The organism is Massilia sp. UYP32 (assembly GCF_050434365.1).
Classification (GTDB): domain Bacteria; phylum Pseudomonadota; class Gammaproteobacteria; order Burkholderiales; family Burkholderiaceae_D; genus Telluria; species Telluria timonae.
Genome location: NZ_JBNDIK010000038.1, coordinates 22,996 through 48,626 on the forward strand (window position 1 = coordinate 22,996; position 25,631 = coordinate 48,626).

General features: G+C 65.0%; 22 protein-coding genes. 19 read left to right on the forward strand and 3 right to left on the reverse strand.

The window, feature by feature from the left end; translation table 11 throughout:
* The first annotated feature begins 5 nt into the window (after positions 1–5).
* Genes paaG through ABIB42_RS24260 form a run of 8 tightly spaced genes read left to right on the forward strand, consistent with a single transcriptional unit; the run spans position 6 to position 8,499 of the window.
* Positions 6–797 carry a 2-(1,2-epoxy-1,2-dihydrophenyl)acetyl-CoA isomerase PaaG gene (gene paaG, locus ABIB42_RS24225; protein WP_429249125.1) on the forward strand — a complete coding sequence of 264 codons (792 nt, stop codon included), beginning with the start codon at positions 6–8 and terminating at the stop codon, positions 795–797.
* A 2-nt stretch (positions 798–799) separates the two neighbouring features.
* On the forward strand, positions 800–2,329 hold the full coding sequence (gene paaH, locus ABIB42_RS24230) for a 3-hydroxyacyl-CoA dehydrogenase PaaH (protein WP_273161955.1): 1,530 nt from the start codon (positions 800–802) through the stop codon (positions 2,327–2,329).
* Positions 2,319–2,756, forward strand: a complete 438-nt coding sequence (gene paaI, locus ABIB42_RS24235; RefSeq protein WP_273161954.1) for a hydroxyphenylacetyl-CoA thioesterase PaaI — start codon at positions 2,319–2,321, stop codon at positions 2,754–2,756. Before paaH ends, paaI begins: the two co-directional genes overlap by 11 nt.
* Positions 2,757–2,781: 25 nt before the next feature.
* Positions 2,782–4,095, forward strand: a complete 1,314-nt coding sequence (gene paaK, locus ABIB42_RS24240; RefSeq protein ID WP_429249126.1) for a phenylacetate--CoA ligase PaaK — start codon at positions 2,782–2,784, stop codon at positions 4,093–4,095.
* A gap of 12 nt (positions 4,096–4,107) precedes the next feature.
* The gene (gene pcaF, locus ABIB42_RS24245) at positions 4,108–5,313 is read left to right on the forward strand and encodes a 3-oxoadipyl-CoA thiolase (RefSeq protein WP_429249127.1); all 1,206 of its coding nucleotides are present in this window, start codon (positions 4,108–4,110) and stop codon (positions 5,311–5,313) included.
* A 2-nt stretch (positions 5,314–5,315) separates the two neighbouring features.
* Positions 5,316–5,915 carry a phenylacetic acid degradation protein PaaY gene (paaY, locus tag ABIB42_RS24250; RefSeq protein ID WP_005665175.1) on the forward strand — a complete coding sequence of 200 codons (600 nt, stop codon included), beginning with the start codon at positions 5,316–5,318 and terminating at the stop codon, positions 5,913–5,915.
* A 23-nt stretch (positions 5,916–5,938) separates the two neighbouring features.
* Complete coding sequence (gene paaZ / locus ABIB42_RS24255) at positions 5,939–7,990, forward strand: phenylacetic acid degradation bifunctional protein PaaZ (protein WP_005665177.1); 2,052 nt, start codon at positions 5,939–5,941, stop codon at positions 7,988–7,990.
* A gap of 41 nt (positions 7,991–8,031) precedes the next feature.
* Positions 8,032–8,499 (forward strand): cupin domain-containing protein, encoded by a 468-nt coding sequence (locus ABIB42_RS24260; protein ID WP_005665178.1) that lies wholly within the window; start codon positions 8,032–8,034, stop codon positions 8,497–8,499.
* Positions 8,500–8,508: 9 nt separating this feature from the next.
* On the opposite strand, the gene ABIB42_RS24265 is transcribed toward ABIB42_RS24260, so the two are convergent.
* The 3 genes from ABIB42_RS24265 to argH form a co-directional block, all read right to left on the reverse strand.
* A complete protein-coding gene (locus ABIB42_RS24265) occupies positions 8,509–8,736 on the reverse strand; it encodes a hypothetical protein (RefSeq protein ID WP_005665180.1) in 228 nt (75 codons plus the stop codon).
* A 67-nt stretch (positions 8,737–8,803) separates the two neighbouring features.
* Complete coding sequence (locus ABIB42_RS24270) at positions 8,804–9,469, reverse strand: HAD-IA family hydrolase (RefSeq protein WP_005665182.1); 666 nt, start codon at positions 9,467–9,469, stop codon at positions 8,804–8,806.
* A gap of 76 nt (positions 9,470–9,545) precedes the next feature.
* Positions 9,546–10,943 (reverse strand): argininosuccinate lyase, encoded by a 1,398-nt coding sequence (gene argH / locus ABIB42_RS24275; RefSeq protein ID WP_184236814.1) that lies wholly within the window; start codon positions 10,941–10,943, stop codon positions 9,546–9,548.
* A 173-nt stretch (positions 10,944–11,116) separates the two neighbouring features.
* On the opposite strand from argH, the gene ABIB42_RS24280 reads away from it, so the two are divergent.
* The 11 genes from ABIB42_RS24280 to ABIB42_RS24330 all read left to right on the forward strand — a co-directional run bounded on the left by ABIB42_RS24280 (position 11,117) and on the right by ABIB42_RS24330 (position 25,576).
* Positions 11,117–11,554 (forward strand): GNAT family N-acetyltransferase, encoded by a 438-nt coding sequence (locus tag ABIB42_RS24280; RefSeq protein WP_071361347.1) that lies wholly within the window; start codon positions 11,117–11,119, stop codon positions 11,552–11,554.
* Between the two features lie 67 nt (positions 11,555–11,621).
* The gene (locus ABIB42_RS24285) at positions 11,622–12,842 is read left to right on the forward strand and encodes a cyanophycinase (protein ID WP_219861389.1); all 1,221 of its coding nucleotides are present in this window, start codon (positions 11,622–11,624) and stop codon (positions 12,840–12,842) included.
* Between the two features lie 184 nt (positions 12,843–13,026).
* Positions 13,027–13,764, forward strand: a complete 738-nt coding sequence (locus ABIB42_RS24290) for a hypothetical protein (protein WP_005665189.1) — start codon at positions 13,027–13,029, stop codon at positions 13,762–13,764.
* A 66-nt stretch (positions 13,765–13,830) separates the two neighbouring features.
* Positions 13,831–15,126: a caspase family protein gene (locus ABIB42_RS24295; RefSeq protein ID WP_219861387.1), complete on the forward strand. Its 1,296-nt coding sequence runs from the start codon at positions 13,831–13,833 to the stop codon at positions 15,124–15,126.
* 28 nt (positions 15,127–15,154) lie between these two features.
* The gene (locus tag ABIB42_RS24300) at positions 15,155–15,985 is read left to right on the forward strand and encodes a DUF4384 domain-containing protein (protein WP_005665192.1); all 831 of its coding nucleotides are present in this window, start codon (positions 15,155–15,157) and stop codon (positions 15,983–15,985) included.
* A 42-nt stretch (positions 15,986–16,027) separates the two neighbouring features.
* Positions 16,028–19,030, forward strand: a complete 3,003-nt coding sequence (locus ABIB42_RS24305; protein ID WP_429249128.1) for a tubulin-like doman-containing protein — start codon at positions 16,028–16,030, stop codon at positions 19,028–19,030.
* A 65-nt stretch (positions 19,031–19,095) separates the two neighbouring features.
* Positions 19,096–19,830: a TPR end-of-group domain-containing protein gene (locus tag ABIB42_RS24310; protein ID WP_005665194.1), complete on the forward strand. Its 735-nt coding sequence runs from the start codon at positions 19,096–19,098 to the stop codon at positions 19,828–19,830.
* Position 19,831: 1 nt separating this feature from the next.
* Entirely contained in the window at positions 19,832–20,506 is a 675-nt protein-coding gene (locus ABIB42_RS24315; RefSeq protein WP_005665195.1) for a hypothetical protein, read from the forward strand.
* Positions 20,507–20,590: 84 nt separating this feature from the next.
* Complete coding sequence (locus ABIB42_RS24320; RefSeq protein WP_429249129.1) at positions 20,591–22,003, forward strand: M64 family metallopeptidase; 1,413 nt, start codon at positions 20,591–20,593, stop codon at positions 22,001–22,003.
* Positions 22,004–22,147: 144 nt separating this feature from the next.
* A complete protein-coding gene (locus ABIB42_RS24325; RefSeq protein WP_005665197.1) occupies positions 22,148–22,642 on the forward strand; it encodes a hypothetical protein in 495 nt (164 codons plus the stop codon).
* Positions 22,643–22,822: 180 nt separating this feature from the next.
* Positions 22,823–25,576 carry a type VI secretion system Vgr family protein gene (locus tag ABIB42_RS24330; protein ID WP_429249130.1) on the forward strand — a complete coding sequence of 918 codons (2,754 nt, stop codon included), beginning with the start codon at positions 22,823–22,825 and terminating at the stop codon, positions 25,574–25,576.
* Positions 25,577–25,631: the final 55 nt, after the last annotated feature.

Genomic DNA, 25,631 nt, shown 5'->3' on the forward strand with positions numbered 1-25,631 from the left:
CAACCATGAGCTATGAATCGATCATGTTCAAGATCGAGAACGGCATCGCGCTCCTGACGCTGAGCCGCCCCGACCGCCTGAACAGCTTCACCCAGGCCATGCACCTCGAAGTGCGCGATGCGCTGCAACGCGTGCAGGCCGACAGGTCGGTCCGCGTGCTGGTCCTGACCGGCGCCGGCCGCGGCTTTTGCGCCGGCCAGGACCTGTCCGACCGCGCCGTCGACCCGGGCGCGCCCAGCGTCGACCTGGGCGAATCGGTCGAAAAATTCTATGCCCCGCTGGTGCTCACGCTGAAGAACCTGCCGATGCCGGTCATCTGCGCCGTCAACGGCGTGGCCGCCGGCGCCGGCGCCAACCTGGCGCTGGCCTGCGACATCGTGCTGGCCGCCAGATCGGCCAGCTTCATCGAGGCCTTCAGCAAACTGGGCCTGATCCCGGACACCGGCGGCACCTGGCACCTGCCGCGCCTGATCGGCCATGCCCGCGCCATGGGCCTGGCCATGCTGGGCGAAAAGCTCAGCGCCGAGAAGGCCGAGGAGTGGGGCCTGATCTGGCGCTGCGTGCCCGACGAAGCCCTGATGATTGAAGCGATGGCGATGGCCGAGCACTTCGCCGCCGCGCCAACAAAAGGGCTGGCCTTCACCAAGAAAGCCTTCCAGGCCAGCCAAGCCAACTCGCTCGAAGACCAGTTGCAGCTCGAGGCCGGCATGATGCGCGAACTCGGCTACAGCCACGATTACCGCGAAGGCGTCGCCGCCTTCATGGCCAAGCGCACGCCGCATTTCAAGGGAGAGTGAGCATGCACGCCATCTCTCCAGGCAGCACGGTCGCGGTGATCGGCAGCGGCGCCATGGGCGCCGGCATCGCGCAAGTCGCGGCCACCGCCGGCCACCAGGTCCTGCTGTTCGATACCCGGCCTGACGCCGCCGACAAGGCCATCCTCGAGATCGGCAAGACCTATGCGAAGCTGGTCGAGAAGGGCCGCATGGGCGCGGTCGAATCCGACCTGGCGCGCGAGCGCCTCAAGCGCATCGCGTCACTGCAGGAAGCCGCCGGCGCCGTCCTCGTGATCGAGGCCATCGTCGAGAACCTGGACGCCAAGCGCGCCCTGTTCGCCGAGCTGGAAGGCGTCGTCGGCCGGCACTGCATCCTGGCCACCAATACCTCGTCGATCTCGGTCACGGCGATCGGCGCGCAACTGCAGCACCCCGAACGCCTGGTCGGCATGCATTTCTTTAATCCGGTGCCGCTGATGGCGCTGGTCGAAGTCATCAGCGGCCTGGCGACAAGTCGCGACGTCGCGAACGTCGTCCACGCCGTTGCGGAAAGCTGGGGCAAGAGCCCGGTGCACGCCAAGTCGACGCCCGGCTTCATCGTCAACCGTGTCGCCCGGCCGTATTACGCCGAAGCCCTGCGCCTGCTGCTCGAGCAAGCCGCCGACGTGGCGACGCTGGACGCCGTGATGCGCGACTGCGGCGGATTCCGCATGGGGCCCTTCGAGCTGATGGACCTGATCGGCCACGACGTCAACTTCTCGGTCACCAACTCGGTGTTCGCCGCCTATTACAACGACCCGCGCTTCACGCCCTCGATCCTGCAGCAGGAACTCGTCAGCGCCGGCTTCCTGGGCCGCAAGACGGGGCGCGGCTTCTACCGCTATGGCGACGATGTCCCGAAGCCGGCGCCGCAGACCGAGGCGGCGGGCAGCAAGCCGTCGGCAGTGCGCTACGCCGGTGCGCGAGGTGCGGTCGACGCGGTCGCCGGTCGCCTGCGCGGCGCCGGCCTGGAACCGGTCGCCATCGAAGCGGCGCCGGGCCTGTATTGCGAAGGCGCCGCGATCTACCTGACCGACGGCCGCAGCGCCACCGAGCGCGCCGAGGCCGACGGCCACCGCGACACGATCCTGTTCGACTTGCTGCTCGACCCGGCGGGCGCCACCCGCATCGCGCTGGCGCGCGCCGACCAGTGCGGCGACGCCGCCTGGCAGGCCGCGGTCGGGCTGTTCCAGGCCGCCGGTTTCGCGGTGACGCGGCTGGACGACGTGCCCGGCATGGCCGTGATGCGCACCGTGGCGATGCTGGCCAACGAGGCGGCCGACGCGGTCAACCAGGGCGTGTGCAGCGCCCGCGCGGTCGACATTGCGATGCAGAAGGGCGTGAACTACCCACGCGGCCCGCTGGCCTGGGCCGACACGATCGGCTTGCGCCAGGTCGTCACCGTGCTGGCCAACCTGGCCGCCACCTATGGCGAAGACCGCTACCGCGTGTCGCCGCTGCTGCGCCGCAAGCTGGCTGCCGATCCGCAGGGAGCGCGTTTCCATGCACAGTAGCGCACAAGGGCTGGCCGAACTGGCCGGCCGCACGATGTACGAACGCGATCCGGTCAGCCAGGGCCTGGGCATGCAGCTGCTCGAGATCCGCCCCGGCTATGCGCGCATGTCGATGAAGGTGCGCGACGACATGCTCAACGGCCACGCCACCTGCCACGGCGGCTACATCTTCATGCTGGCCGACAGCGCCTTCGCCTTCGCCTGCAACTCGCACAACTTCAATACCGTCGGCGCCGGCTGCAGCATCGACTACCTCGCGCCGGGCCGTCCCGGCGACGTGCTGGTGGCCGAGGCGGTGGAGCAGGCGCTGCAGGGCAAGACCGGCGTCTACGACGTCGCCGTGACGGACCAGGACGGGCGCACGATCGCGCTGTTCCGGGGCAAGTCGCACCGCGTCGCCGGCACCCTGGTGCCGCTGGACGCGTGAATCAACACGTATAAAGGAGATCGAGATGGTCCAACGCATTCCGCTTGATGGCGAGCTGGAGCCGATCGAACGCGCCAGCCGCGACGAGCTGCAGGCGCTCCAGCTGCAGCGCCTGCAGTGGACGCTCAGGCACGCCTACGACAACGTGCCGCACTACCGCGCCGCGTTCGACGAGGCGGGCGTGCATCCCAGCGACCTGAAGACCTTGGCCGACCTGGCCAAATTCCCGTTCACCGAGAAGAAGACGCTGCGCGACAACTACCCGTTCGGCCTGTTCGCCGTGCCGCGCGAGCAGGTGGTGCGCGTGCACGCTTCGTCGGGCACCACCGGCAAGCCGACCGTGGTCGGCTACACGCAGAACGACATCGACACCTGGGCCAGCGTCGTGGCGCGCTCGATCCGCGCCGCCGGAGGGCGCAAGGGCGACCTGGTGCACATCTCCTACGGCTATGGCCTGTTCACCGGCGGCCTGGGCGCGCACTATGGCGCCGAGCGCCTGGGCTGCACCGTGATCCCGATGTCGGGCGGCCAGACCGAGAAGCAGGTGCAGCTGATCTGCGACTTCAAGCCATCGATCATCATGGTCACGCCCTCGTACATGCTCAATATCGTCGAGGAGTTCACGCGCCAGGGTCTCGATCCAGCGCAGTCTTCGCTGAAGGTCGGCATCTTCGGCGCCGAGCCGTGGACCGACGCGATGCGGCGCGAGATCGAGGCGCGCGCCGGCATCGATGCGGTTGACATCTATGGCCTGTCCGAAGTGATGGGGCCGGGCGTGGCCAGCGAATGCATCGAGAGCAAGGACGGCCCCGTGATCTGGGAAGACCATTTTTATCCCGAGATCATCGACCCCGACACCGGCGAAGTGCTGCCGGACGGTGAAGAAGGAGAACTGGTATTCACCTCGCTCACCAAGGAAGCGCTGCCCATCATCCGCTACCGCACGCGCGACCTGACCCGCTTGCTGGCGCCGACCGCGCGTGCGATGCGCCGCATGGGCCGCATCACTGGCCGCTCGGACGATATGCTGATTATCCGTGGTGTGAACGTGTTCCCGAGCCAGATCGAAGAATTGATTCTCAAGATGCCGGCGCTGGCGCCGCAGTACCAGCTGGTGGTGGCGCGCGACGGCCATCTCGACACGCTCGAGGTGCTGGGCGAGCTGCGTGATTCAAGCCTGCCTTCGGACAGCGTCGACGCGCTGTGCCGCGACCTCCAGCACTGCATCAAGACCTATGTCGGCGTGACCACCCGCGTGACCCTGCTGCCGCCGCAAGGCATCGAGCGCACCCTGACCGGCAAGGCCAGGCGCGTGGTCGACCGCCGTCCAAAACCATAACTGGAGATTTTCATGATCGACGCCTTCATCGTTGACGCCGTCCGCACCCCCTTCGGCCGCTACGGCGGCGCCCTGTCCAGCATCCGCGCCGACGATCTTGGCGCGCTGCCGATCGCGGCGCTGATGGCCCGCAACAAGGATGTCGACTGGACGGCGGTCGACGACCTGTTCTACGGCTGCGCCAACCAGGCCGGCGAAGACAACCGCAACGTCGGCCGCATGGCCGCGCTGCTGGCCGGCCTGCCGCAAGACGTGCCGGCCAACACCATCAACCGCCTGTGCGGCTCGGGCATGGACGCCGTCGGCACCGCCGCGCGCGCCATCAAGGCCGGCGAGGCGCAACTCGTGATCGCCGGCGGTGTCGAAAGCATGACCCGGGCGCCGTTCGTGATGGGCAAGGCCGATAGCGCATTCTCGCGCGCGGCGAAGATCGAAGACACGACCCTCGGCTGGCGCTTCGTCAACCCGGCGATGAAGGCGAAGTACGGCATCGACTCGATGCCCGAGACCGCCGAGAACGTGGCGCGCGAATTCGGCATCGCCCGTGCCGACCAGGATGCCTTCGCCCTGCGCAGCCAGCAGCGCTGGGCGCGCGCGAACGAAGCGGGATTCTTCAGGGACGAGATTGTGCCGGTGACGGTGGCCCTCAAGAAAGGCGAGTCGCGCGTGGTCGACACCGACGAGCAGCCGCGCCCCGACACCAGCATCGAAGCGCTGGCCAAATTGAAGGGCGTGGTGACGCCGGACGGCTCGGTCAGCGCCGGCAATGCCTCGAGCCTGAACGACGGCGCCTGCGCACTGCTGCTGGCCTCGAGCGAAGCCGCCGGCCGCCACGGCTTGACCCCGCGCGCGCGCGTGGTCGGCATGGCCACCGCTGGCCTGGCGCCGCGCATCATGGGTTATGGACCGACGCCGGCAGTGAAAAAGCTGCTGGCCCAGACCGGCCTCACGCTCGACCAGATGGACGTGATCGAGCTGAACGAAGCCTTCGCCGCCCAGGGCCTGGCCGTCACGCGCGCCCTCGGCCTGGCGGACGACGACATTCGCGTCAACCCGAACGGCGGCGCGATCGCCATCGGCCATCCGCTGGGCGCCTCCGGCGCGCGCCTGGTGATGACGGCCGTGAACCAGTTGCACCGCACGGGTGGCCGCTACGCCCTGTGCACGATGTGCATCGGCGTCGGCCAGGGCATCGCGTTGATCGTGGAGAGAACATAAGGATGGTGAAGGTTTACGAAATCGACGGCGTGCGTCCGGTCGTGCATCCGAGCGCCTATGTCCACCCGTCGGCGGTATTGATCGGCGACGTGATCGTCGGCCCGCGCTGCTATATCGGGCCGCTGGCCTCGCTGCGCGGCGACTTCGGCCGCCTGATCCTGGAAGAGGGCGCCAACCTGCAGGATACCTGCGTGATGCACGGTTTTCCGGGCGAAGATACCGTGGTCGAGGTCGACGGCCATATCGGCCACGGCGCCGTGCTGCACGGCTGCCGCGTCAAGCGCAACGCCATGGTCGGCATGAACGCGGTGGTAATGGACAAGGCGGTCGTCGGCGAAGAGTCGATCGTGGCCGCGATGAGCTTCGTGAAGGCGGGGATGGTGATCCCGCCACGCTCGATGGTGATGGGCATGCCCGCGAAAGTCGTGCGTGAGCTCACCGTCGAGGACGTGCAATGGAAGAGCTTCGGCACCCGCCAGTATCACGAATTGGCCGTGCGCTCGCTGCAGACCATGCGTGAGGTCGAGGCGGATACCGAAGTGGAACCGGACCGGCAGCGCATCGCATTCGACGCCGACGGCATGCACAAGCCGAGAGTCTGAAGAGATAAACGAGGAGACAGAACATGGGTGACATCCCGACACTACAAAGCCTGATCGCCGGCCGCTGGCACGGCCAGGAAGCGCACACCGCGCTGCACAGCGCCCTCGACGACGCGCTGATCTATCACACGCACGCCGAGAAAATCGATTTCGACGAGGCGCTCGCTTTCGCGCGCAAGACCGGCAGCAAGAGCCTGATGCGCCTGGACTTCCAGAAGCGCGCGCAATGCCTGAAGGCGCTGGCGCTCTACCTCATGGAGCGCAAGGAAGAACTGTATGAAATCTCGCACCTGACCGGCGCCACGCGCCAGGACAGCTGGGTGGACGTCGAAGGCGGCATCGGCACCCTGTTCGCCTATGCCAGCATGGGCTCGCGCGAGCTGCCGTCGTCGAACGTGCTGCACGAAGGCCCGGCCATGGCGCTGGGCAAGCGCGGCGGCTTCGCCGGCACCCACATCCTGGTGCCGCGCGGCGGCGTGGCGGTGCACATCAACGCCTTCAACTTTCCGATCTGGGGCCTGCTCGAAAAATTCGCGCCGAGCTTCCTGGCGGCCATGCCCTGCATCGCCAAGCCGGCCACCGCCACCAGCTACCTCACCCACGCCGTGGTCAGGATGATGATGGCGTCGAATCTGCTGCCCGATGGCGCGCTGCAGCTCGTGATCGGCAGCACCGGCGACCTGCTCGATCGCCTGCAGGGCTTCGATGCCGTCACCTTCACCGGCTCGGCCGACACCGCCGCCAAGCTGCGTTCGAACCAGAACCTGATCCGCGCATCGGTGCCGTTCACGGCCGAAGCCGACTCGCTCAACTGCGCGATCCTGGCGCCGGACGTCACGCCCGACGACCCGGAGTTCGACCTGTTCGTGAAGGAAGTGGCGCGCGAAATGACCGGCAAGGCCGGCCAGAAGTGCACCGCGATCCGGCGCGTGATCGTGCCGGAGGCGCTGGTCGATGCGGTCGGCGCACGCCTGCGCGAACGCCTGGCGAAGATCACGGTCGGCAACCCAAAAGTGGAGGGCGTGCGCATGGGCGCCCTGGCCTCGAAAGACCAGCACCGCGACGTGAGCGAGCGGGTCGAGCTGCTCGCGCGCGGCAACGAGGTCCTGTTCAGCGCGCGCGACGGCTTCAATCCGGTCGGCGACAACGTCGCCAGCGGCGCCTTCTTCGCGCCGACCTTGCTGCTGTGCCGCAACGCCATGGACAACGACGCCGTGCACGACGTGGAAGCCTTCGGCCCGGTCAGCACCCTGATGACTTACCGCGACATCGACGAAGCGCTGGAGCTGGCCGCGCGCGGCAAGGGCAGCCTGGTGACGACGCTCGCCACCAAGGACCCGGCAATCGCGGCGCATGCGGTGCCGGTTGCCGCGGCCTCGCATGGCCGCGTGCTGATCCTGGACCGTGAAGCCGCGGTGGACAGCACCGGCCACGGCTCGCCGCTGCCGCAACTGAAGCACGGCGGTCCGGGCCGCGCCGGCGGCGGCGAGGAGCTGGGCGGCATCCGCGCCGTCAAGCACTTCCTGCAGCGCGCGGCGGTGCAGGGTTCGCCGACCATGCTGGGAGCGGTCACTGGCGAGTACGTGCGCGGTGGCGCCGTCAAGGAAAGCGAGATCCATCCGTTCCGCCGCTACTTCGAAGACCTGGAGATGGGTCATTCTCTCTTGACGCACCGCCGCACGGTGAGCGAAGCCGACATCGTCAATTTCGGCGGCGTCTCGGGCGACTACTTCTACATGCACTTCGACGAGATCGCGGCGAAAGACACGCAGTTCGGCCAGCGCATCGCGCACGGCTACTTCGTGCTGTCGGCGGCGGCCGGCCTGTTCGTGTCGCCGGCGCCGGGCCCGGTGCTGGCCAACTACGGCCTGGACAACCTGCGCTTCGTGGCGCCGGTGGCGATCGGCGACACCATCCGCGCGCGCCTGACCTGCAAGCGCAAGGTCGACCGCAACCGCGCGGATGAGCAGGGCAGGGGACAGGGCGTGGTGGCGTGGGACGTGCAGGTGACGAACCAGCGCGACGAACTGGTGGCGAGCTACGATATCCTGACGCTGGTACTGAAGCGCGCCTGACCGCGCGCCTCACTCATTCAGGGCAGCCGAAAGGACGTGCGATGTCGAGACTCGATCTGAACAGTATTCCGGTGTTGAGCGGCACCGGCTATCCGGCGCCATTTCATGAGGCGGTGGACGGCCGCACGCGCCAGGCGTTGGGCGATGCAGGCGGCCTGACGCAATTCGGCGTCAACCTGGTCGAGCTGCAGCCTGGCGCCGCATCGTCGCAGCGCCACTGGCACTCGCACGAGGACGAATTCGTCACGGTCATCTCGGGGGAACTCGTGCTCGTCACGGATGAGGGAGAGACCGTGATGCGCGCGGGCGACCACGCTGCTTTCCCGGCCGGGCGTCCGAATGGCCACCAACTGGTCAACCGCAGCTGGGGACCGGGCGTGTTTCTCGTGATCGGGTCGCGCAACATGGCCGACGTGGTGACCTATGCGGACATCGACATGCGCTTTGAGCAGGCGTCGAACGCCTATCTGCACAAGGACGGGACGCCTTATCCGAAACGGGACGCCTAGCGCCTGGCTTCAGTCCAGCTTGCGCGCGTAACGGTCGCGCACATGCTGGCTGATGTAGGTCGACAGGCCTTGGCCTTCGCGCGCCAGTTCGCGCATCCGCGCGATATGGTCGGCGCCGGTAGTGTCGGTGTCGTACAGGTAGCGGTCGCCGCCCGTGAATTTCACCGTGATCGAGTCGGCCCCGAGTTCATAGGCGACGACGCCGGAATGGCCGCTTCGGTTCGCGTAGCGCTGCATGATCCAATCTCCACAATGCGGTAGTTCCTGTTATGGAAACACGTCCAGCATCATGCAGGAGCACAATTCAGGACCGCGTGCGCTGCAGGCGCAGCAGGCCTTCCGGCGTGCGGATGGCGCGCAGGTCGTCGTAATCCGGCACGCCGGTGACCTTCGTCTCGAGCGGCTGGTGATGGGTGGCGGTGACGACGATGCTGTCCATCCCGGCCGCCTCAGCCGATTGCAGGCCTGCCAGCGTATCCTCGAACACCAGGCAGTCCTGCGGGCGCATGCCCAGCTTCTCGGCGCCCAGCAGGAAGGGATCCGGCGCCGGCTTGCCGCGCTGGACGTCTTCGGCGGCCACCATCACCGGCGGCGTCGGCAGCCCGGCCGCGGCGATGCGCGCCTCGGCCAGCGCGCGCGGCGCCGACGTGACGATGGCCCAGCGGTCGGCCGGCAGGGTGGCGAGGAAAGCCGCCACGCCGGCGATCGCCTCGATGCCCTCGACATCCTCAATCTCGGCCAGCGTGATGCGCTGCGCCTCGGCTTCCACGTCGATATCGGGCAGGCCGACGCCGCGCACCGTGTCGATGCTGCGCTTGCCGTGGATGGTCGGCAGGAAGACGTCGACGTCCAGGCCGTGGCTGCGCGCCCAGGCGGCCCAGACGCGCTCGGCGGCGATGATCGAAGTGAGGATGGTGCCATCCATGTCGAACAGGAAGGCGGCGTAGTCGCGTGCGGGCAGGGCGGTCATTGAGTCGTCAATCGGTAGTGGAAATGAAAAGCGGGCCGGCACGCGAAGGGCGCCGGCCCGCCGGAAAGGCGAGAGCTTACTCTGCCAGCTGCTGGCGCACGCGCACGATCGCCGCGCGCACCTGGTTCGGCGCGGTGCCTCCCACGTGGTCGCGCGCCGCCACAGAACCCTCGAGGGTCAGGACTTCGAACACGTCCTGCTCGATCAGCGGCGAGAAGCCCTGCAGCGTCTCGAGCGACATCTCGGACAGGTCGCAGCCCGCCTGGTCGCAGGCGCGCACCGCATGCGCCACGGCTTCGTGGGCGTCGCGGAACGGCAGGCCTTTCTTGACCAGGTAGTCGGCCAGGTCGGTCGCCGTGGCGTAGCCCTGCAGCGCCGCCGAGCGCATATTGTCGGCCTTGACCGTGATGCCCGACGCCATGTCGGTGAAGATGCGCAGCGTATCAAGGACGGTGTCGATGGTGTCGAACAGCGGCTCCTTGTCTTCCTGGTTGTCCTTGTTGTAGGCCAGCGGCTGGCCTTTCATCAGGGTCAACAGGCCGGTCAGGTGACCGTAGACGCGGCCGGTCTTGCCGCGCGCCAGTTCCGGCACGTCCGGATTTTTCTTTTGCGGCATGATCGACGAGCCGGTGCAGAAGCGGTCGGCGATGTCGATGAAGCCGATGCGCGGGCTGATCCACATCACCAGCTCTTCCGAGAAGCGCGAGACGTGCATCATCAGGATCGATGCGGCAGCGGTGAATTCGATGGCGAAGTCGCGGTCGGACACGGCGTCCAGCGAGTTGTGGCAGACGTCGTCGAAGCCCAGCGTCTTGGCCACGCGCAGGCGGTCGATCGGGAAGGTGGTGCCGGCCAGGGCGGCGGCGCCCAGCGGCAGGCGGTTGACGCGGCGGCGCGCATCCTGCATGCGCTCGGCGTCGCGGCCGAACATCTCGACATAGGCCAGCATGTGGTGGCCGAAGGTGATCGGCTGCGCCACCTGCAGGTGGGTGAATCCCGGCATGATGGTGTCGGCGTGGCGTTCGGCCAGGTCGGTCAGGGCGCCGCGCAGGCCGTTCAGCAGGGCCAGGATGTCGTCGATGGCGGCGCGCACGTACAGGCGGATGTCGGTCGCGACCTGGTCGTTGCGCGAGCGGCCGGTGTGCAGGCGCTTGCCGGCGTCGCCGACCAGTTCGGTCAGGCGCTTCTCGATGTTCAGGTGCACGTCTTCCAGGTCGAGCAGCCATTCGAAGCTGCCGGCCTCGATCTCGGACCGGATCTGGGCCATGCCGCGTTCGATCTCGGCACGGTCGTGTTCGCTGATGATGCCCTGGGCCGCCAGCATCTCGGCGTGCGCCAGCGAGCCCTGGATGTCGTATTGCGCCAGGCGCTTGTCGAAGAACACGGACGCGGTGTAGCGCTTGACGAGATCGGAGACGGGTTCGGAGAAGCGGGCCGACCAGGCTTCGGCTTTTTTGGAGAATTGTTCGGTCATGGTGGAATTCCGGTTGGGGATTCGAAGATTATAAACCGCGTCGCCGCTACGTCTTCCGGAGGGCAGATTACCTGGAGAAAGCTAGCGAAAAAAAGCCCGCTGCAGAGCGCAATCGAAACCGATATGGGGCCAAACGGCGCTAGAATGGTTTTTTTGCCAGCTTTGCAAGCCCAATGATTACGAACGATTCCAGCTTCCAGGTCAGTACCGACCAGTCCCGGCTCGATATCCCGATGATCTACCGCTTCCTCAGTGAGCAGTCGACCTGGGCCGTGGGCATTTCCCGTCCGATCGTCGAGCGCGCCATCGAGAATTCGCTGTGCTTCGGCGGCTACCTCGACGGCCGCCAGATCGCGTTCGCGCGCGTGATCACCGACTACGCCACCTTTGCCAACCTGGTGGACGTGTTCGTCGTGCCCGAGTACCGCGGGAACGGCTACGGCAAGCAACTGATCGGCGTGGTGCTGCGCCACCCCAGCCTGCAGAAACTGCGCCGCTTCACCCTTGCCACCACCGACTCGCACGAACTCTACGCGCGCTTCGGCTTTACCCCACCGTTGCGTCCAGAGACATTGATGGAGCGGTATTTTCCCAACATCTATTTGTCCTGAGCGGACTCAACATGGCGACGTGAATCTGGAATCAGGCTTACGCTGATGGCTCATCAGAGGAAGTCTTATGCTCCAGATCGTCGTCCATGCCATTCTCGCGTTGGCATTGCTGGCGAGCAGTGCCAGCCATGCCGCCGACGCGGAACCGAAGCCACCGAAAGGTTCGCTCGTCATCATCGGCGGCGCCCTGCGCGCCGACAATGATGCCGTGTGGGAACGTATCGTCGAACTCGCGGGTGGCAAAGGCGCACGCGTCGCCGTGTTCGCCTCCGCCTCGGCGAGCCCTGAACGCGCCGGCAATTATCTCGTCGAGCGCCTGAACCGCTATGGCGCCGACGCCTTCTTCGTCCCGGTCGCCGAGCGCCTGGACGGCGCCGACGGCCGCGCCGCGGCCGACGATCCCAAGCTGGCCGAAGCCGTGCGCACGGCCGGCGGCGCGTACTTCTCGGGCGGCGACCAGGGGCGCATCACGGGCGTCCTGCGCCGGGCCGACGGCAGCAACACGCGGGTGCTCGACGCCCTGTGGGACATGTACCGGCGCGGCGGCGTGATCGCCGGCTCGAGCGCCGGCGCCGCCATCATGAGCAGCACCATGTTCGGCCACCCACGCTCGATCCTGTCCACCCTCCAGCATGGCGTCGACGACGGCCGCCAGATCACGCGCGGCCTGGGCTTCATCGGCGACGACGTCTTCATCGACCAGCACCTGCTGGTGCGCGGGCGCTTCGCGCGCATGCTGCCGGCCATGCTGGCCAAGGGCTACAAGATCGGCCTGGGGATCGACGAGAACACGGCGATGGTGGTCAATGCCAGGCGCGACGTCGAGGTGATCGGCTACCGCGGCGCGCTGCTGGTCGACCTGAGCGAGGCCGCCACCCGCGACGGCAGCTTCAATCTCGCCAACGGGCGCCTCAGTTACCTCGACAATGGCGACCGCTTCAACCTGGCCACCAAGACCTTCATGCCGGCGCCCGAGAAGGCGCATGGCAAGGTCGACGCCAAGAAACCTTACTGGCGCGGCCCGCTGTTCTCGGCCGACATCCTCGGCAACGGCACGGTGGTCGACCTGATGGCCAAGCTGATCGACAGCGACCAGGTCGACGCGATCGGCCTGTCGCTGGACAGCCCGAACGCCGAGCGGCCCGACCTGGGCTTCGAGTTCAAGCTCAGTCGCGTGAGCGAGAGCGTGGGTTACCAGTCGGCGTTCAGCGAAGCGTATTCGGTGTATAACGTGCGGCTCGATATTCGGCCGATCGTGGTGCAAAGGCCGTTGTATCAGTATCGCTGACCAATACTGTTGTATCTCAGGCAGATATTGAACAATTTTTTGGGAAAACCAGTTACATGCAACCCGCTTGTGACTATTGGATAGTTTCTTAAAATATATATGTGTGATACTCCTGTCAAAATTAGGTAAAACACTGGCAACACAGTGCTATGCCGAAACAACGATAAAACCAGGGAGTAAAGCCATGAAGGTCATCAAATACGCCGCGAGCGTTGCGCTAGCTATTGTTGGTTTCAATCTTGTTGCAGTGCCGGCGCTGGCGCAAGAATCGGCTTATGCCGATCTGGATGCCTGCACGACGGGAGAGCAGCGCCGCTTGGCCGTCAAAGGCGCTGCAATCGGCCTGTTTTCCGGCCTGGGCGGCGCCTTGTTGACCGGCAATAAGGAGAAAGCTGGCAAAGCCGCCCTGCTGGGCGCTGCCGGCGGTCTGGCTGCGGGATGGGCCACCGCTTATTACACCGCGGTCGACACCTGCACCAAGCAGAATCCGAACTGGATCACCGCATCGAGCCTGGTACGCGATCCGGGCAAGTCGCTGGCCCAGGTGAAAAAGGAACACAACTATAAAGCCAACCAAGGCGTGCTCGTCCATTTGCAGGACGTGAGCGTGCCTGTATCGGTCAGGCCGGGTGAGCGGCTGGCGATCGATACCACCTACGATGTCCTGACACCAACCGATGCCGAAGCCCCGGTGGTCTTCGAGCGCAAGCTGTTCGTGACGACCGACGGTACCGAGGTCGAAATCCAGATTCCGAACGAGGCGCGGATCGAGCGCACCGTCGAAGCCGGCCGTTCGGTCGAGAAGTTGTCGTTCCCGGTGTCGGCAGAGGCCCCGGCAGGCGCCGTCTATCGCGTGATCATGAGCGCATCGGCAGGCGGCAAATCGCCTGTCACGATGACGAAGAACGTCACTGTTTCCTGACCTGCCTTTCTTGAATGCCGGGATGGCCGGGCGCGGCCCGCGTGCGGCCGTCCCCGGCCCCATACCATGATTACATCCGCATTTCTGCGCGCCGCCGTCGTGGCGGTGGCGCTCGTTCTGTCCGGCTGCGCCGCGAACCAGCTGCACGGCTACCAGCATGCCTATTACGCCTACAACGTTCCCGAGTCTCTGATGCAGTCGATCCAGGCCAAGCTGCGCCAGCACGGCCTGCCTGGCGCCACCATCAAGCGCGACCTGGTTGGAAGGGTGCAGCTCGTCGGCAGCTATGCCAACGAAGACGAGGTCGATCGTGCATTCATGATTGTCCAGTCGGTGGTCGGTATCAAGTCGACCTCGCCGTTCTATCCGGCCGATGTGCGCGTCAAGCGCATCGAGGACGAGGTGCGCGAGCAGCAAGTTGCCTCGCTGTCGGAAGCCGAGCGCCGCGCGCCGGCCCGCAATATCGCCCTGGTGGTCGGCATCAATACCTTCAAGGACCATACGCGGATATCGGCGGTGCCGGGGGAGGACGACGCGCGGGTGGTGGTGAAGGCGGCGCGCGGCGCGGGCTACCAGGTCACCGAGCTGCTCGGGTCCAGCGCCACCAAGGCCGCCATCGAGCGCGAGCTTGGCAGGATCGAACGTACGCTGCGCCCGCAAGACCAGCTGTTCGTGTATATCTCGAGCCATGGCAACGCGCCATTGCCGACCTCCAGGGGCGGCGATCAGCGCAAGATGTCCATCGTGGCATGGGATTCGAACGCCGGTGGCGCGGACAGGACCGAGCAGGAACTCAATCTGCAGCGCACGTCGGTGGCCGATACGCTGGTGCAGAATCTGGCGCGCAAACCGACTCGCAACACCCGCATCTTCATCGATACCTGCTATAGCGGCGACATGCTGCGCGGCTTCCCCGATCAAAGCGGCGGTTACATTCTGGCGGCCAATGGTGGCCGGGTCGAGCGCGCCGGCCTGCCGCTGCAGTCCTGGACCGGGGCCGCGTACACCACCAAGGCCATCCGGTTCGTCGACGATCGGCCGCAACCGGGCGAGGTCCGGCAGGACAAGGCTGATATTGCCGGCGATCGCGCCTACGCCATCATCACCGCGACCAGCGAAGGTGAATTGTCGCTGGCGCCGGAAAGCAACGGCACCTTCATGCTCGGTAACCGCGAGCTCAAAGGATCGTATTTCACCCAGGCCTTCTTCGCTTTCCTGGAAGAAGAAAAAGGACATGTCGAGCCGGCGTTTGACCGAGCCCGTCAATTTACCAGCGACATGGCGCGAAAAGTGAGTCGCGCACGGATGACGCAGGTGCCGCGCCATTTCGCCACCGAGACCGCCATCCTCAACCGCTTCTGACGCGCCAATACATCTAATAGGAACTCACATGAAATACGCATTCGCTGCCGCCAGCCTTCTGCTCCTGTCGGGCGCATCGGCGGCCCAGGATGGCTACACTGCCAAGTCGCTGTTTTTCGGTGAAGACGGCAATGTTGTCGCGGCATCTACCGCGCAAAAGAGCACCGAAGCCAAGCCGGTCGTGGCAGCCAGGCAGGACAGCGCCGCCAAGCCGAAAAAAGCGCTGGCTGCACGCCAGATCGGCGCCAGCTATTTCATTCGCCTGAAGAACGCCGACGGCAGCACGAGCGACGTGCTGGCCAGCCGTACTTTCCGGAACGGCGACCGCTTCCAGCTCGGCGTCAAGGTCAACCGCCCGTCCTACGTCTATGTCCTGAACCAGGATCCGCATGGCCAGCTGTCGCAGATCTTCCCGGTGGCCGGTCAGGATAACTACGTGAATGCGATGGGCACGGTGTTCCTGCCGAGCCGCGGTGCGTTCGAGTTCGACGCCACCCCTGGCACCGAACACCTGCTGGTATTCCTGTCGCCGACCCCGATGCGCGGCGGCGTCAATGAGCTGCTCGGCAAGTCGCAGCCCGACCTGGTGGCCGGCGTCGACCACGGTAGCTGCGGAAAGTCGCTGCCGGGCACGCCGCTGCTGGCCGACAACGGCTCGAGCGGCTATACCTCGAAGGCGATCACCTACAAGGACGACGCGGCAACCTGCGCCGCCCCGGCCTATACCTCGAAGGCGATCACCTTCAGCGAAGACCCGGCGCCGGGCGACGGTGGGCAGGTGGCCTCGTACGTCGTCAAGAAGACCAGCGGCAAGGCCGACAGCAAGCTGTTCCTGAAGATCAAGCTGGCCCACGAATAAGCCGCCTGCGGCGCGCACCCTACTACCAGACGGAAAACTGATATGTCTCACAACCACCTGATCATCGGCCTCGGCGGCAGCGGCGGCAAGATTATCCGCCAGATTCGCAAGACCATCGAGCGTAACAAGGACACGCAGGAACCGGACCGTTCGCTGGCCCGCTTCGGCTATCTCTACATCGACACGTCCAATGATGAGCTGGACAAGAAGGAAGAGTGGAAGGTGCTCGGCAAGGACGTCGGCCTGAACCGCAGCGAATACCTGATCAACACTGCCAGCAATGTACGCCCGGTGCTGGACGACCCCGACTCATTCCCTGGCCTGAAGAAATGGGTCGAGCCGCGCAGCGTGTTCGATTTCGTCAACCCGAGCACGGCCGGCGCGGCCCAGCGCCGCAAGCTGGGCCGTCTCGTCTTCGCGCAGAACGCATCCAGCTTCGTCAAGGCGTTGGAAGGCCGCGTCAGGGAGCTCGAGGCCAGTCCCGGCAAAGTCGGCGTGACCATTCACGTGGTTTGCGGCCTGGCCGGCGGCACTGGCAGCGGTTCGGTGGTCGACGCGGTCGCGCAGATCCGCCACAAGTATCCGCATTACGAACAGTACCGCATCCTGGTGTACGCACTGCTGCCAGAAAAGAATTCCAAACGCGTGAAGAACGTGGCTGGCTTCGAGAACTATTATGCGAACGGCTATGCCGCGCTGTCCGAGCTGAACGCGATGGCGGTTGGCAAATACCATCCGGTGAACTTGCTGGATGGAACCCCAATGGAGCATGCCACATATTTCAACGGCTGTTACTTGGTAAACAATATCAATGAGCACAATATCCAGTTCGATGTCGAGTCGGAAGTGCCGAACATCGTTGCCGAGTTCATCTACCAGAAAACCCTGAACAAGGAGTGGGAAGGCCTGGGGCGTGCGGAAAAAGGCGAGAACGATATCAAGAACTTCGAGAGCGACGAGGACATCGGCAAGGCCCGCGCCAAGCTGTTCCTGTCGTTCGGCATCAAGCGCGTGGTCGTGCCGGAGCAGGAAATCAAGGAATACCTGGCCTATGGCTTTGCCGAGCAGGCGGCGCGCCAGCTGATGTTCAACAATTTCCGCCAGGGTGAGGGCTATGCTGATGAACCGGCGGAAAAAGACTGGGGCGCGCAGGCACGCCAACCCGAAACCGCCCAGTCGCTGCTGCTGACCGACGCCCACCTGATGCTGGAAAGCGGCATTCTCGAGGACGACGCGCGCAACGCGAACTGGAAGCCGAGCCCGGAATACTGGAAGCAGATCGTCAGCCTCCTCGTGCCCGAGATCAAGGCGGACCCGACTCTCGAGCAGACTACCTGGGTGTCGGCGCTCAATACGCGCCTGGCCAAGGTCTTCGACGATACCTACCGGACCCTGGGTGGGGTGCGCAAGTTCTATGAGGTCAAGGGCAATGCGCGGCTCGAGATGGCGCGCCATATCGGCCGTCATATCGAGAAGGATTTCTTTGGTCGCTGGCGCGCCGGCGGCGCGTCGCTGATCCAGCTGCGCCACCTCACCGATGCGCTGGTGGCGCTGGTCGACGAACGCATGGGTGTTTACGCCGACCGCATCGCCAAGATGCCGGCCGCGCTGCAATCGGTGCAGGGACGCACCCAGCAGCTCAACGAACAGTTCAACAGTGTCGGTTTCTTCGGCAAGCACCTGACCGACAAGCGCAGCGCGCTGTTCTCGGACATCGCTACCCAGCACCAGGAACTGTATGTGCTGCGCACCCAGCTCGAAGGCCTGAAGTTCGGCGCCGCCCTGCTGCCGTTCGTGAAGGAACAACTGCTGACGCTGCGCGCGCGCATCGACGAGCTGCACCAGAACCTGGCGGAAGCCACCAAGCGCTTCGGGAATGAACGCGACAAGCGCCTTGGCGCGGCGGATGCCGCCTACCAGAAGCGCGTATTCGACCAGGAGGCCATTGGCGCCGTGATGCGCGCGATCACGATCGACGAGGCGGCCCAGGGCGCGCGCACCCAGCGCGTGCGCCAGGCCATCATCGACTTGGGGGGCACCGAGGTGAATTCGTTCGACCAGCTCCTGCAAAGCCTGAGCCTGGGCGGCATCATCAACTGCCTGTCGCAGGAGTCGGCCCAAATCGTCGAGCTCGCCCACGCCGAGATCGCGACCAGCATGCCGCCAGTGCTGCGTGTGAATATCGTCGAGCGCCTGCAGAAGAAGTACGACGCCAACCACGACGGCTTGCGCGACTTCGTGCGCGAGCTGTACGACGAAGCGGGGTCGCTGCTCACCTTCAACAAGACCGAAGTCGATCGCACCGTGGCCAATAATGCCGGCGGTAGCCAGGGCCGCACCCAGACCGTCGGCGTGTTCGTGCCGGAGTGCCAGCACCAGAGCGGCTTCCGGGCCATGCTGGCGAGGATGTTCGAGGAGCAGAAGGACCCCACCGCGCCCGATACCAAGGTTGCGACCGGCAATCTGCCGAACCAGATCGTGATCATGAAGATCGCGTCGATGATGCCGGCACGCTTCATTGAATCGCTGGCTGAGCTGAAGCGTCACTACGATGGCCTGCAGCGCGACCGCAACGAATCGATCCTGCTGCACAGCGACGGTGATGGCCGCCGCCTGCCACCGCTGTACGCCAAGTCATCGGCCGAGCTGCAGCTCCTGGCGCGGCGCAAACCGATCCTGCTGGTGGCGCGCCTGCTGGGCATGATCAAAGAACGCCAGAACCGCACCACCGGCCTGCAGGAATGGGTATTCATCCACGACGTCGATGGCTTGCCGGCCTCGAAGGTGATGGAAGGCCGGAACTGGGATGCCGTGTTCGACGCGGATCACAGCGAAGACCTGCGTGGCCTGGTGGAACGTGAAGTCACGCGCCGCATCGACAGCGAATTCAAGCACCAGGAGAAGAAGGAAGAGCTGTACACCGCCTTCCGCGCCCTGGCCCGCGCCCGCTTCGATGAAGCCGGTCAGGATGACCAGGATCCGGCATACCAGCAGCTGCAGGGCCTGGCCGCACCGGTGCGCTCGATCATCGGCATCGCCGCCTGACCGCTTGACCGTGCCGGCCGCCGTCGCGGCCGGCCACCATACAACATTGAAAAGAGAGTAACGATATGGCCAAGTACAAGTGCCCGACCCTGGGCGATTGCGACCGCGCGAATGCCGGCGAAGTGTTTGAACGCGCACCGGGGGAAGACCTGAAGTGCCCGGGCTGCTCCACGCTGCTGGAAGCCCAGGCCGCAGGCCCCGTCGCAGGCAAGAAGAACAAGCTCGTGGCGCCAATCGCCGCGGCGGTCGTGCTGGCGGCCGGCGTGGGCGGCTACCTGGTGCTCCAATCGCCGTCCGGCCCTGCCATGGAAGAGGTCGTGGCCGCTCCGGTCCCAGCCGTCGTGGCGACGGACAGTGCGGTCGCGCAGCCGGAAGTGCAGCAGGCCAGCTTCGGGATCGCGCCATCCGAAACCGATACCGCCGCCTTGCGCCTGCAGGGCGAGAAGCAGCTGCTGGACGGGAAGGCGGGAGAGGCGGAAGCATCCGGCAATCAGGCCGCTGCCAATGAAATGATGAAAGTTGCCATTGCAAGGATGGCTCAGGGCAAGCTGGAAGAGGCAGAGAAGGAGTTGCTGGCGGCCCGTGCCCGTGCGCCAAAGCAGCCGCTCGTCTACTACAACATGGCCGTCCTGCGTCTCAAGCAGGCACGTACTGATGACGCGCTGAAGGAATTCGAAGGCGCGTTCCTCGCCGGCTTCACCCATTTCCGCGAGATGGATGCCGACCCCGACCTGGACGCGTTGCGCAAGGACGCGCGCTTCGTGAAGCTGGTGGAACAGTACCGTCCGAAAGGCGCCTGAGATGTGGCCTGTGCACCCGGTCGGAAAGGCGTTCGTATGCCTGTCGCTGGCGCTGCTGATGACCGGGTGCGCGCGTGAAGATGGCAGCAAAATCATCGGTCAATGGCGCGCCGAGCGCTTCCAGGTGATGAGCCTGAAGGTGCCGATCGGCCCCGAACTGACCATCTCGCGCGACATGCTGAAGGCAGGAGCCGAGGTCGCGGTACCGATTGGCGGCATCAGCCAGGACGGCAGCGAGATCACGCTCGATCTGCCGCTGTATTTCGGCCTGACCTTCAACCTGGTCGACGACGACCGCATGTATCTCGATTTGCCGCTGGTTGAACGCATCTATTACCGGCGCGTGTCCGCGCAAGCGCAAATGCAGTCGGCTGTCACGGTCACGTCCACCGCCGTCGCGCATCGTCCCGCGCCTGTACCGGACCTAGCGCCGGCTCCAATGACAGCGCCGGCTCCCGTTGCGCTTGCCGTCCCGGCGCCGGTCGTGGCAAGCATCTATTCGTCCGCGCTGGCCGCGGCGCGTAGCGGTGATCATGATGCGGCGGTGAGGTTGTTGCATCGTGCGTTCGAAGGGGAAGGGATCCGGTCGGCCGACGTGCGAGCCGCGCCCGAATGGTCGGCGCTACACGACGATGTCCGGTTCCAGGCGCTGGTCGCCCGTTACAGCGACCAATAGGCATCGTCGGCGCTTGCCGCACAAGACGGTAGACAGGGAGGAGGATGGGCTTAGAATATCGCGATCTACTTTCCAGGAGTCGCGATGCGCCTGTCTCATTTTCTTGCTGCGTTGCTGCTGGGCGCACTTGCTTCGATTGCCTGGGCTGCCCAGCCGGCCACGGTTCGTCTCGACTACACCCACAGCGGCAATGCACTACAAGACGCCTACGCCATCGAGCGCGTGGTGATCGAACCGCTGCCCTGGCCGGGCAGCATGGCGCGCAATCTCGACGACACCAACCGCGGCCAGAACCGGGTCGAGGTGGTCGATGCGAAAACCGGCGACCTGCTGTACTCGCGCGGCTTCTCGACCGTGTTCGGCGAATGGCGCACCATCGAGGAGGCGAACCGGATCAGCCGCTCATTCCAGGAATCGGTGCGCTTCCCGCAGTTCGCGCAAGCGGTGCGGGTGCGCATCCTCAAGCGCGACGAGCGCAACCAGTTTTCGGTGGCCTGGAGCGTCGAGGTCGATCCGAATGCGCAGGACGTCATCCGGCGCCAGCCGCCGGCGCTGGCGACGCCGATCGCGATTCACTCCAGCGGGCCGTCGGCCGACAAGGTCGACCTCCTGATCCTGGGCGATGGCTATACGCAGAAGGACATGAAGAAGTTCGAGCAGGATGCGCGCCGCCTGACGAAGCACCTGTTCTCGGTGTCGCCGTTCCGTGAACGCGCGAAGGATTTCAATGTCTGGGCGATGGCGGCGCCGACCGAAAAGTCGGGCATCAGCCGGCCGTCGACCGGCGTGCACAATCCGTCCGCGCTGGGCACGCGCTACGACATCTTCGGCAGCGAACGCTATGTGCTCACGCTCGACAACCGCGCGCTGCGCGATATCGCCCAGCACGCGCCGTATGAATTCATCGAGATCCTGGTGAACAACGACACCTATGGCGGAGGCGGCATCTTCGGCCAGTTCAGCACCGCGGCGGCGGGCAACGACTGGGCCGACTACCTGTTCGTGCACGAATTCGGCCACCACTTCGCCGGCCTGGCCGATGAGTACTACACCTCGCCCGTGGCTTACCAGCCGGCCAGCGGCCGCATGGAACCGTGGGAGCCGAACGTCACCGCGCTGCGCGACCCCGCCAACCTCAAATGGCAGCGCCACGTGAAGGACGGCACACCGCTGCCGACGCCGTGGCCCAAGGCCGAATACGAACAAGAGTCGCGCGCCTACCAGAAGAAGCGCGCCGCGCTGCGCGCCGAGAATCGCCCGGAATCCGAAATGAGCGCGCTGTTCCATGAAGACCTGAAGCGTACCAACGCATTGTTCGCGCAGCAGCCGCACCGGCATACGATCGGCGCCTTTGAAGGCGCCAACTACGAAGCCAGCGGCTACTACCGGCCGGCGATGCAATGCCTGATGTTCGATCGCAGCGACAAGTTCTGCCCGGTGTGCCAGGACGGCATCGGCGACATCATCGATCTCTATGCTGGGCCTGCTCAGCAGTAATCTTTGCTTACAACTCTGACAATTTGACTGTGGGCTGTCTAACAGACCCGGCGCTGCGATAAGCCTATTCTGGAATCACTGAAGAACAACAACGACTGCACAGGCAACCCCGCACTGTGTAGACCACCAGAAAGGAAACACATCATGAACAAACTGCTCGCTACCCTGATCGCCGGCCTGATGGCTACCGCTGCTCACGCACAAACCACCGCGCCAGCCACCACCGCCGCGGACAACCGGATCGTCAAGGCGGAAGCCAATGCCGAAAAAGACGTGATCAAGGCAGAACAGAAGGAAATCAAGACCGCCATCAAGGCGGACGAAAAAGTGAACAAGACCATGGCCAAGGCCGCCGAGACCAAGTCGAAGGCCCACGCCGACCTGGTCGAGTCGCACACTGACGCAGCTGCAAAAGTGGCCAAGGCCGATCCGGAAGACCGCGCCAAGGCGATGGCCAAGGCTGAAGAGAAAGTGGCCGACGCCAATCTGAAAGCCGAGAAGAAAATGATCAAGGCCGACGAAAAAGTGCTGAAGGCACAGGTTGATGCGGCAGCCGACAAGGCAACCGCTGCAGCCAAGACCGATCAGGTGCGTGCTGAAGCACAAGCCGACGTGCACAAGGCTGCTGCCCGCAACTAAGCCCAACGTTCGCTGACACCGCGCCTTCGGGCGCGTCGAGCCCCAAATCCAGATGACGGTTTTGGGGCTTTTTCCATTGGTGTTGCAAGCGCGGCGTTTTGGTGGGAGGCATGCGCCAGCGCAAGTCATCGGTTTCGGAGTAGGTATCCAATCAGGTGTCCGATGCCTCCAGGAACTGCCATGCTTGCAAAAGCCAGCTCACTATTCCAGCACTTTACGCAATCGCGCAGGCTGCTGCGATTGCACACGCCTCTCGGGCCGGATGTGTTGCTGGCCGAATGCGTGCGCGGGGAAGAGGCGCTCGGTGAAAACTATGCGTTCACGATCAGCGCCTTGTCCGAGGACGCCGGCTTATCGCTGCGGCGATTGCTTGGCCAACCTGCGCTGCTCGAGCTGGAGACAAGCGGCAGCGGACCCAGGCATTTTCATGGTCACCTGACGTCGGTCGGCATCAATGGCGCGAATGGCGGGATGGCGCGTTACACCCTGGTGCTGCAGCCATGGTGCGCATTCCTCGAACACGGGCGGGATAGCCGGATATTCCAGGACAAGAACGTCTTCGACATTCTCGACGCCGTCTTTCGTGCCTGGCAAGGCCGGGGAACCCTGGCGCCGGCATGGCGCTTCGATATCGCGGACAGGAGCATGTATCCCGTTCGCAGCCTGAGCACGCAATATCAGGAAAGCGATTGGGCGTTCGCGCAGCGCCTGATGAGCGAGGAGGGGCTGTTCTATTACTTCGAGCACCAGGGTGACGCGGGTAACCGTGGCCTGGGCAGTCATCAATTGGTGATCGCGGATCACAACGGCGCGTTCAGGACGAATACGCAGGCGGAAGTCCGGTTCACCCGGCCCGGCGCGGTCATGCGCGAGGACAGCATGGATCGCTGGCGCCATGAGGCACGCCTGCTCGCCACCGGCGTCGCCATGCAGAGCTGGGACTATCGCTCGGGCGGCAAGCGTCTGGTCTCGTCCGCAGCGATGCAAGCGGGGCCGATCAGCATGGTCAGCAGCGATGCGCCGGGACAGTATGCCTATCCTGACCGCGATCGGGGACAGCGCATCGCCGACAACCAGATGGAAGCGCTGGAAACCCGCAGCGAATGCTTCGTCGGCGCCGGGACCGTGCGCACGATGGCGCCGGGAACGGTGTTTGCGTTGACCGGTCATGCCTGCCACGACAAGGAAACAGGGCGCGACGCGCGCCGTTTCATCGTGACGCGCGTGCGTCATCTGATGCACAACAACCTGACCGCGCAGATGAAGGCCGGAATAATCCAGGCGCTCGGCAATTCCCGGCTGGCGGAGACCATCGCCGCCGAGCAGAAAGACAGCCTGCACGCGGCCGGACAGCATGCCGGGGAGCGCCCGGTCTACAGGAATCGTGTCGATGCGATCCGGGTGCAGGTGTCCTATCGGACCAGCCGCAGCGACGGGCAGGGGCTGTTGCTGCATCCACGTCCGACGATCCACGGGCAGCAGACCGCCATCGTGGTCGGGCCCCGCGGCAGTGAGATTCATACGGATCGGGATCACCGGGTGAAGATCCAGTTTCACTGGCAGCGAGGCAGGGCGGGTCAGCCGAGTCACAGCCGTCTCGAGCATCCTGCCCCCGATGGCCATGCCGGCGCGCCCGGGGACGATACCGCGGGCACCTGGGTTCGCGTCCTTGCCGGGCTCGCGCCGGTGGCTGGACCCAATTGGGGCGGTCATGCCGTGCCGCGCGTGGGGCAGGAGGTGCTGGTCGATTTCCTGGATGGCGATATCGATCGGCCGGTCATCGTGGGCGCGCTGTACAACGGACGCGGGGCCGTGGATGCCCAGCACAACCAGGCCATGCACGGGCCGGGTGCATCGACCGGGAATGCGCCGTCCTGGTTCGCTGGCGAGGAAGGCGCGCATGGTCATCCTGCCGTTCTGTCCGGCTTTAAAAGCCAGGCGATGGGGGCGAGCCAGGAGGGACTTGGGGCTTATAGCCAGCTCGTGTTCGACGACAGTGCCTCGCAGGCGAGACTGAGCTTGCAGCGGCATGCTGCCGGTCATCGGGACAGCGATGAGCTCAGTCTGGGGCATCTACGGCATCAGACCGATAACCAGCGCCTGCAGACCGTGGGGCTTGGGAGTGAACTGAAAACCGGACACGCGGCGGCATTGCGGGCCGGAGGTGGGATGTTGCTGTCGACAGACCGTTCGCGCATGGCGCAGATGGATTCCAGCGCGGCGCTGGCACAGCTTGGCGAGAGCGAAAGTCTACAGCGGGCGTTGGCGTCGACTGCGCGGCAGCATCTGGCGATGCTCAAGGGGGCAGGTGAGGGAGCCCAGGCCGGGCAAGACGACCTGCCGGCGATCGCGCAACTTGCGCACACGGCAGAAGTGCTCAACGGTTTGGCCGGCGACGCGTCGGGGCGCGGACAGGCCACGGCGTATCAGGAGCCGCATCTTCAGCTATCCAGTCCAAAGGGGATCGTCGCCGCGACTCCCGCGAATGCGGTGTTTTGCGCAGGGCTCACCTCGAACATCAGCGCTGGGCAGGATATCAATTTTGCCGCGCAGGGCGCGTGGCATCACGTCACGGCGAGTGGGATCAGTCTGTTCACGTATGGGAAAGCGGGCAACGGTAGCAAGCCAAATCAGGAAACCGGGATCAAGTTGCATGCTGCCAGCGGCAAGGTCAGTTGCCAGAGTCAGTCGGATGCGACGCGGATTATGGCGGACAAGGCGATCACCGTTGCGAGTGTCACCAAAACGGTCACGGCGGCGGCGAAGACGCATTTGTTGATGACGGCGCAGGGGGCGATGCTCAAGCTTGAAGGGGGCAACATCATGTTGCATGCGCCTGGGAAGGTGGAATTGAAGGCTGGCAAGAAAGAACTCACGGGCCCGGTTAGTGTAACTGTCAAGTCCCGCCTGTTCATAAACCCGTTTGACAAATAATTCGGGGCGCTTTTTCTGCCATTCTTTGAGCGCCAGAATTGGTGTTTTGCTGTCG